This window comes from Mesorhizobium shangrilense (assembly GCF_040537815.1).
GTDB lineage: Bacteria > Pseudomonadota > Alphaproteobacteria > Rhizobiales > Rhizobiaceae > Mesorhizobium > Mesorhizobium shangrilense.
Window position 1 is genome coordinate 102,680 of sequence record NZ_JBEWSZ010000011.1, and the last position, 6,827, is coordinate 109,506.

6 protein-coding genes are annotated in these 6,827 nt (G+C 64.2%); 5 read left to right on the forward strand and 1 reads right to left on the reverse strand.

From position 1 onward, the window contains the following. Positions 1–12 precede the first annotated feature (12 nt). From ABVQ20_RS37620 to ABVQ20_RS37640, 5 genes are read left to right on the forward strand one after another with little or no spacing between them, the layout of a single operon-like run. Complete coding sequence (locus tag ABVQ20_RS37620; RefSeq protein ID WP_354464871.1) at positions 13–1,596, forward strand: ABC transporter substrate-binding protein; 1,584 nt, start codon at positions 13–15, stop codon at positions 1,594–1,596. Between the two features lie 21 nt (positions 1,597–1,617). After that, complete coding sequence (locus ABVQ20_RS37625) at positions 1,618–2,604, forward strand: ABC transporter permease (RefSeq protein ID WP_354464872.1); 987 nt, start codon at positions 1,618–1,620, stop codon at positions 2,602–2,604. Between the two features lie 50 nt (positions 2,605–2,654). Further along, entirely contained in the window at positions 2,655–3,440 is a 786-nt protein-coding gene (locus tag ABVQ20_RS37630; RefSeq protein WP_354464873.1) for an ABC transporter permease, read from the forward strand. Beyond that, positions 3,437–5,281, forward strand: coding sequence for an ABC transporter ATP-binding protein (locus ABVQ20_RS37635; RefSeq protein WP_354464874.1), 1,845 nt, complete (start codon positions 3,437–3,439; stop codon positions 5,279–5,281). Before ABVQ20_RS37630 ends, ABVQ20_RS37635 begins: the two co-directional genes overlap by 4 nt. After that, on the forward strand, positions 5,262–6,485 hold the full coding sequence (locus ABVQ20_RS37640) for a M24 family metallopeptidase (RefSeq protein ID WP_354464875.1): 1,224 nt from the start codon (positions 5,262–5,264) through the stop codon (positions 6,483–6,485). The genes ABVQ20_RS37635 and ABVQ20_RS37640 overlap by 20 nt, the downstream gene beginning before the upstream one ends. 27 nt (positions 6,486–6,512) lie before the next feature. Here the strand turns inward: ABVQ20_RS37640 and ABVQ20_RS37645 are convergent. After that, on the reverse strand, positions 6,513–6,827 hold a 315-nt coding region (locus tag ABVQ20_RS37645; protein WP_354464876.1), incomplete at its 5' end, for a transposase.

The following is a 6,827-nucleotide window of genomic DNA, read 5'->3' on the forward strand; positions in this document are numbered from 1 at the left end:
GAGCACGATGTGATGAAGAGCACAAACAAGGTCCGCATGTCGGATCGCATGTTCGCGCGATTTCGAGAGAAACGAGGCTGGATGCCCGCTTTTGCGGTTTGCCTCGGCGCCGGTCTGATGGTCGCTGGACCGCAGGCGGTGAGTGCCGAGACGCCACAGGTAGGGGGTACATTACGCGCGGCATGGGTGGGCGGTGGGGCGGCGGACAAGCTCGATCCAACCACCTGGCTGACCATTATGGAATTGGCGCGGATCTCGGCCGTGTTCGACCGCCTGACGAAGATCAACGAGAACGGCAAGCCCGAATTGATGTTGGCGCAAGCGATCGCGCCGAACGCGGATGCGAGCGTCTGGACAGTGAAATTGCGCCCTGGGGTCAAGTTCCACGACGGCACGCCGCTGACTGCCAGGGACGTGCTTTACTCGTTCAAATCCGCGGTGGCGCGCGGCTATTTCGCTGGCGCGAACTTTTCGATGATCGACCTCGAAAAAAGCCGGGTCGTGGACGACCTGACGGTCGAATTCGTCTTGAATGCCCCCAATGCCGAGTTCGACCGTGTCGTCTCGGATGCAAGTGCGTCGATCATCAAGGACGGGACCACCGATTTCTCAACGACGGCAATCGGAACCGGGCCTTACAAGATCGTCAACTGGGTTCCCGGCGTCCGCACGGAACTGGCCCGAAACGAGGCCTATTGGGGAAGTCCGGTGGCGCTGGACAAGCTCGACATGATCGAGATCGACGACGATAACGCTCGGATCAACGCGCTTCTCTCGGGCCAGATCGATCTTGCCGTGAATGTCCCGCCCTATTTCGCGGCGCAGCTTGAAGGGGCGTCCGGATATTCCGTCGTCTATGGCAGTGGCTCCACCGCCCCGGCCTTTTACATGCGCCAGGACAAGCCGCCCTTCGACAAGGTCGAAGTGCGCCAGGCGCTGCGCCTGGCCATCGATCGCAAGAAATGTGTCGAAGTGGCGCTCGATGGTCGTGGCACCGTGGGGAACGACCTCTTCGGCCCCTCCCATCCCTCCTACGCCCGCGACATTCCGCAGCGGGAATACGATCCGGAAGGCGCACGCAAGCTGCTCGACAAGGCCGGTGTCGGCGAGCTCGAGGTAGAGCTTGTGACCGCCCCGGTCGTGGGCATGCTGGAATGCGCGACGGTGTTCAAGGAAAGCGCCAAGAAGGCGGGGATCGACATCTCGATCCGACAGATCAGTCCCGCCGACCTTTACAACACCCAGTCGGTCTATCTCCAGGTGCCATTCGGAACGACTGAATGGAAGGGCGTTTCCTTCCAGGAAATGGCCCGTACCGGGTTGCTTCAGGCCTCTTATGCCAACGAGACGGCGAACAAGAAACCAGCCTTTGACGCGGCCTTCGCCAAAGCCGAGGCAGAGCTCGACCCCAACGCCCGAAACGGCCAGTTCGCGGCCTTGCAACGCTCGCTCTGGGACGATGGCGGATACATCGTCTGGGGCATCCAGACCCCGGTCACGGCGTTCAGCGACAGCGTCGGAGGTTATGAGGGGCTGGCTGGCGCCGAAGTCGGCTTCCTGCCGTCCGGTCTGGGCAATCTCTGGATCAAGCACTGATCGCAGGGAGAGCGGGATCGCATGATGAGCCTGAAACCGACCTTTGGCGCCAACACGATAAGCCGGTTCCTGTTGACCCGGTCCATTTCCGGGGCCGGCCTCGTCTTCGTGGTCTGCCTGGCGACCTTCATTGCCGTAACCCTGCTGCCCGGCGACGCAGCCAATTTCGTCTCCGGGCGCTCGGCCAGTCCCGAGAGGCTGGCCGAGGTGCGCGAACGTCTCAACCTCAACGATCCCGTCGCCCAGCGCTTCCTTCGCTGGGGGCTGAAGGCGGTGCAGGGCGATCTGGGGCCGGCGCTCACTTCGCCGAGGCCGGTTTCCGAGATCATCACGCCCCGGCTGCGAAACAGCCTGATCCTGGCGGGCATTGCGGCGACGCTCTTGGTGCCGCTCGCCGTGGCGACCGGCGCCCTTGCCGGCGCGCTGGCCGGCGGAGGCATGGATCGCAGCCTGTCGGTCATCTCGCTGGTCCTGCTGTCGATGCCGGAGTTCTTCCTGGGGACGCTGCTGGCCTATTGGCTTGGCGTCAAATGGCATCTGTTCCCGCCCATCGCGCTCTTCGATGCGGCGCAAGGTCCATGGAGCAACCCTGCGGTTCTTGTACTGCCATGCCTCACACTGGTCATCACCAATCTGGGCTATCCGGCACGGATCATCCGCGCCAACGTGGCGGAAGCGATGAGCGGGCGAGTGGTCCTGACCGCGCGGCTCAACGGGATTCCCGAGGGCCGTATCGTCTGGAAATACGCGCTGCGCAACTGTCTCGCGCCGGGCATCCAGGTCATCTCGCTCACCCTGCTCTACCTCCTGGGCGGCATCATCGTGGTCGAGAACGTGTTCCAGTTCCCTGGCATCGGAACGCTCGCGGTCGAAGCCACCCAGCAACGCGACTTGAATGTCGTGCTTGGCCTCGTCGCCACGATCACCGTGATCTACGCGCTGGTCATGCTGCTGACCGACACGCTGATCATCCTGGTGACGCCCAAGCTGCGAACTTTGAGGTTCTGAGAATGCGTTTAAGGGAATTGAGCCCAAGCGGCGTTGTCGGAACAGGCATCGTGCTCGGAGTCGTCGCGATTGCATTGTTCGGCCCCGTTTTCTTCAGCGGTTCGACCGAAATCGTCGGGCGACCGTTCATGATGCCGACACCGGGGCATCCACTGGGCCTCGACGGCTATGGCCGCGACGTGCTGACCCGATTGATGAATGGCGGGTTCACCATCCTGCTTCTGGTCACGGCCACCACGGCGCTCGTCTATGCCGTGGGCGCGCCCGTTGGGCTGTTCACGGCATTGCACAGCCGGGCACTGAGCGCATCGGCTCTCTGGCTCTTCGACTGCCTGCTGGCCTTTCCGCCGTTGTTGCTGGTTCTCCTCCTGGCGGCCTCGACCGCTGGGGGTGTCACCGCGGCGGTGATCGCGGTGGCGGCGAGCCAGGTGCCCTGGGTCACGCGCCTCGTACGCGCCGCGGCAAGCGAGGTGGCGACCAGCGGCTATGTCGACGCGGCCCGCCTGCGCGGTGAAAGCACCTGGTCGATCATGTGGCGCGAACTGCTGCCCAATATCCGCGCGACGATGCTGGCTGACCTGGGCCTGAGGATCACGGTCTCGATCCTGCTCATCACGAGCGCCAGCTTTCTCGGCGTGGGGCTGCGCCCGCCTACAGCCGACTGGGGCCTGATGGCGGCCGAAAACCGCAACGGGCTGGCACTGCAGCCCTGGGCAGTGCTCGCGCCAGCAGCGATGATCGCCCTGCTGACAGTTGGCGTGAACCTGATGTTCGACGCGTGGCCCAGGACCTCCGGGCGTCGCTACGGTGCCGAATTGCCGGAGAATGACGCATGAAGGCGCTGGATCACACCCGGCACGGGGCGGCCTTGGCGGTTCACGATCTGTCGATCGGCCTTGTCAACGGGTCCGCCATTGTCGAAAACGTGGGGTTCGCACTCCCCCCCGGAGGCTCCCTTGGCATCGTCGGCGAATCCGGCAGCGGCAAGACGACGCTGGCGATGGCCCTCGTCGGCCATACCGGCCCGGGCATCAGGATCGCTAGTGGCCGGGTCGAAATCGCTGGCCGCGACATCCTCGCCGCCAACCCCAAAGAGGTGGCCGCGCTGCGCGGGCGGCAGATCGCCTATGTGCCGCAAGACGCCCCGAGCGCTCTCAACCCGTCGATGCGCGCTGGCGACATCGTGGCCGAGATGCTGCGCATCCATGCGCCCGAACGCTACGGTCCCGACAGCATTGCAAGAGCCATGGGTCTCGTCGACCTGCCCTCGGACTCCGCGTTCCTGAAGCGTTATCCGCATCAATTGTCGGGCGGCCAGCAGCAGCGCCTTGCCATCGCGGCCGCCATGGCGGCCGAGCCGAGGGTCCTGGTGCTGGACGAGCCCACGACCGGGCTCGACATGATCACCCAGAAGCGCATTCTCGATGAGGTGGGACGCCTGCGCGCGCGCACCGGCGTCGCGGTGGTGGTGATCAGCCACGACCTGGAGGTTGTCGAAGAACTCTGCGGCGCCACGCTCGTGCTCTATGCCGGGCGGGTGGTGGAGCAAGGGCCGACGAGGGCCCTGCTGAAAGTGCCCGCGCATCCCTACACCCGCGGCTTGATCGGGGCGGTGGCGCGCCCAGGCTTCCGGCCGCGCGGCATGCATGGCAGCGCGCCCCCGCCCAACCGCCGCAGAGGTGGCTGCCTTTTCTCGCCGCGCTGTCCGCAAGCCCGTGACGAGTGTCGCGCCGAGACCCCCCTGCCCCAAAAGGCCGGGCCTGAGCACTGGGTGAGCTGCCCTTTTCATGCCGAGGCCACGATCGCCGATCCGGTCCCGGTCGGAGAGAGGAAGGACGACACAGCTTGCGAAAATCCAGTGCTCGACATCCGCGACCTGACGGTCGCCTATCGTGGCCAGAGGGTTTTGAAAGACGTCTCGCTGACGATCCATCGAGGCGAGCGCGTTGCGCTCTTGGGCCAATCGGGAAGCGGCAAGACCACGCTCGGCCGTTGCGTCGCCGGGCTTGTCGATCGTGAAGCGGGTGATATCCGCCTGAACGGCACTTCGCTTTCGCCACGGGTCTCCCGGCGCACGCGCGATCAGCTTCGGGCGGTGCAGATGGTGCTGCAAAACCCCTATGTGTCATTCAATCCGCAATTCACCATCGGTGCGACGCTGGAGCGCGCCATGCGCATGCTCTGCGATCCCGGCCGGGCCGGACAGGCCGGCCGGCCCCAACTCCTTCACCTGCTGGAACGTGTTCGTCTGCCGGCCGAGGCGGCCGATGCCTATCCCGCACAGCTTTCCGGTGGCGAACTGCAACGCGCCGCGATTGCCCAGGCGCTGGCCTGCGGCCCGGATCTGATCATCTGCGATGAGGCAACCTCGGCACTCGATGTGTCGGTCCAGGCCGTGGTCATCGAACTGCTGCGTGATCTCACCGAACAAGAGGGCGTATCGCTGCTCGTCATTTCCCACGATCTGGGCGTCGTCGGCAGCATCTCCGACCGCATCTACGTGCTCGATCAGGGTGTGATCGTCGAGCACGCACCCACCCCGATCCTGCTTGCCGCACCAAAAAGCGATCTTGCCCGACGTCTGATCGCGTCGCGCCCGGACACGGCCGCGGGCAGCACAGGTTTCCATGCAACGTCTCAGAGGACAGAAAACAGACATGATCCGCTTCACCCGTGACGAATACGAGGCCCGTTGGAAAAAAGTCCATGCCGAGATGAAGCGGCTCGGCTTTGAAGCCGCCGTCATCTGGTCGCGCAGCGGCGGCGGTTATGATCGCGCCGGCAATGTTCTCTGGCTCACCGACTATGCCACCCATGCCTCGGGCCAGGAGCCGAACTTCGGTTGGAACGTAGGGTCGTCGTTCGCCGCCGTCCTGATGCGGCCAGGGTACGAGCCGGAACTGCATACGATCGAGTCGCTCGCCGGCATTCCTGACGGGACGGTTGCCTGCGGCGAGAAGCATCAGCACGACAATCTCGCCGCCGGAGTTGCGCAGCGGGTCCGCGGACTCGGCCTCACCGAGAACATCTGCTACGTCGGTGACGACACTCTGCCGGTGGATTTCCACCGGTTGATGATCGCAGCCGCTCCCGAGATCCGATGGACGCCTTGCGACCATCTGCTGTACCGGCCGCAGCTGATCAAATCGCCGGCCGAGCTCGACGCCTATCGCGAAGCCGGCGAAGTCGCCGGCAAGGCACTTGGTGCGATGATGGAGGCATTGATCGGTGGCGAGATGGAAACCGAGGCGGCGGCACGCGCGGCCGGTATCATCATGCGGGCCGGTGGCGGATTCCACCGCGTTTCGGTGAACCACGGGCCAGCGTCTCGCGCGCAGATGTGGAGCGATCCGTTCTACAGCTTTTCGAAAAGCCGCCCGCAGAACGGCGATATCGTCCGCGGTTGGGTCTACGGCCCGATCATGCACGGCTATTGGATCGATCCCGGTCGAACGGCGGTGTGCGGCAACAAGCCGAGCGCGGCACAGAAGCGGGTGATCGAGGATTGTGCCATGGTCGTGGAAGAGGTGCGAGCCATGTACAAGCCCGGCCTTACCGCCCGCGATATTGGCAGAGCCGGTGACAAGCTGGCGCAAAAGGTCGGCTTCTTCGATTCCGAACAGGGGCTGGGCCAATGGCCGATCTACGGCCATGGCACCGGAACATTCTGGCAGTTTCCCGTGCCGGTTTTCGCGAAAGAGGCCGAAACGCTCGATCCCGAAATCCAGCTGGTCGATACGCCCTACCAAGCTGGCATGGTGGTATCGTCGGAGTTCTTCCTGAGCGATCCGGAGGGGGGCTCGGCGGCTTTCGAGCAGAACTTCATCATAACCGAGACCGGTCAGGAATTGCTGACCAAGACTCCAATGATCTGGTGGTGATCGGGCCTCCTGGAGTATCCGTGTTGGTCAAGGAAGGGATTGGGTCCAGTTTCGACCATCCCTGAGTAAAGCGTTTGCGAGGAGGATAAGCCTCCTCATGATGGCGGTGATTGCGACCTTGAAGGGTTTGCCTGCCGCTGTGAGCTGATCGTACTTGGCCTTGAGATCAGGATTGAAGCGCATGGCGAGGAGAGCAGGCATGTAGAGTGCCTGTCGGAGATTGGCCCGTCCGCCGCGGATGAATGCGCGGCCGGTCCATTGCCCTGATTGCCGAGTGACCGGCGCGAGGCCTGCGAGGGAAGCGGCCTGAGCCTGGCCGAGCGCGCCGAGTTCGGGCATGTC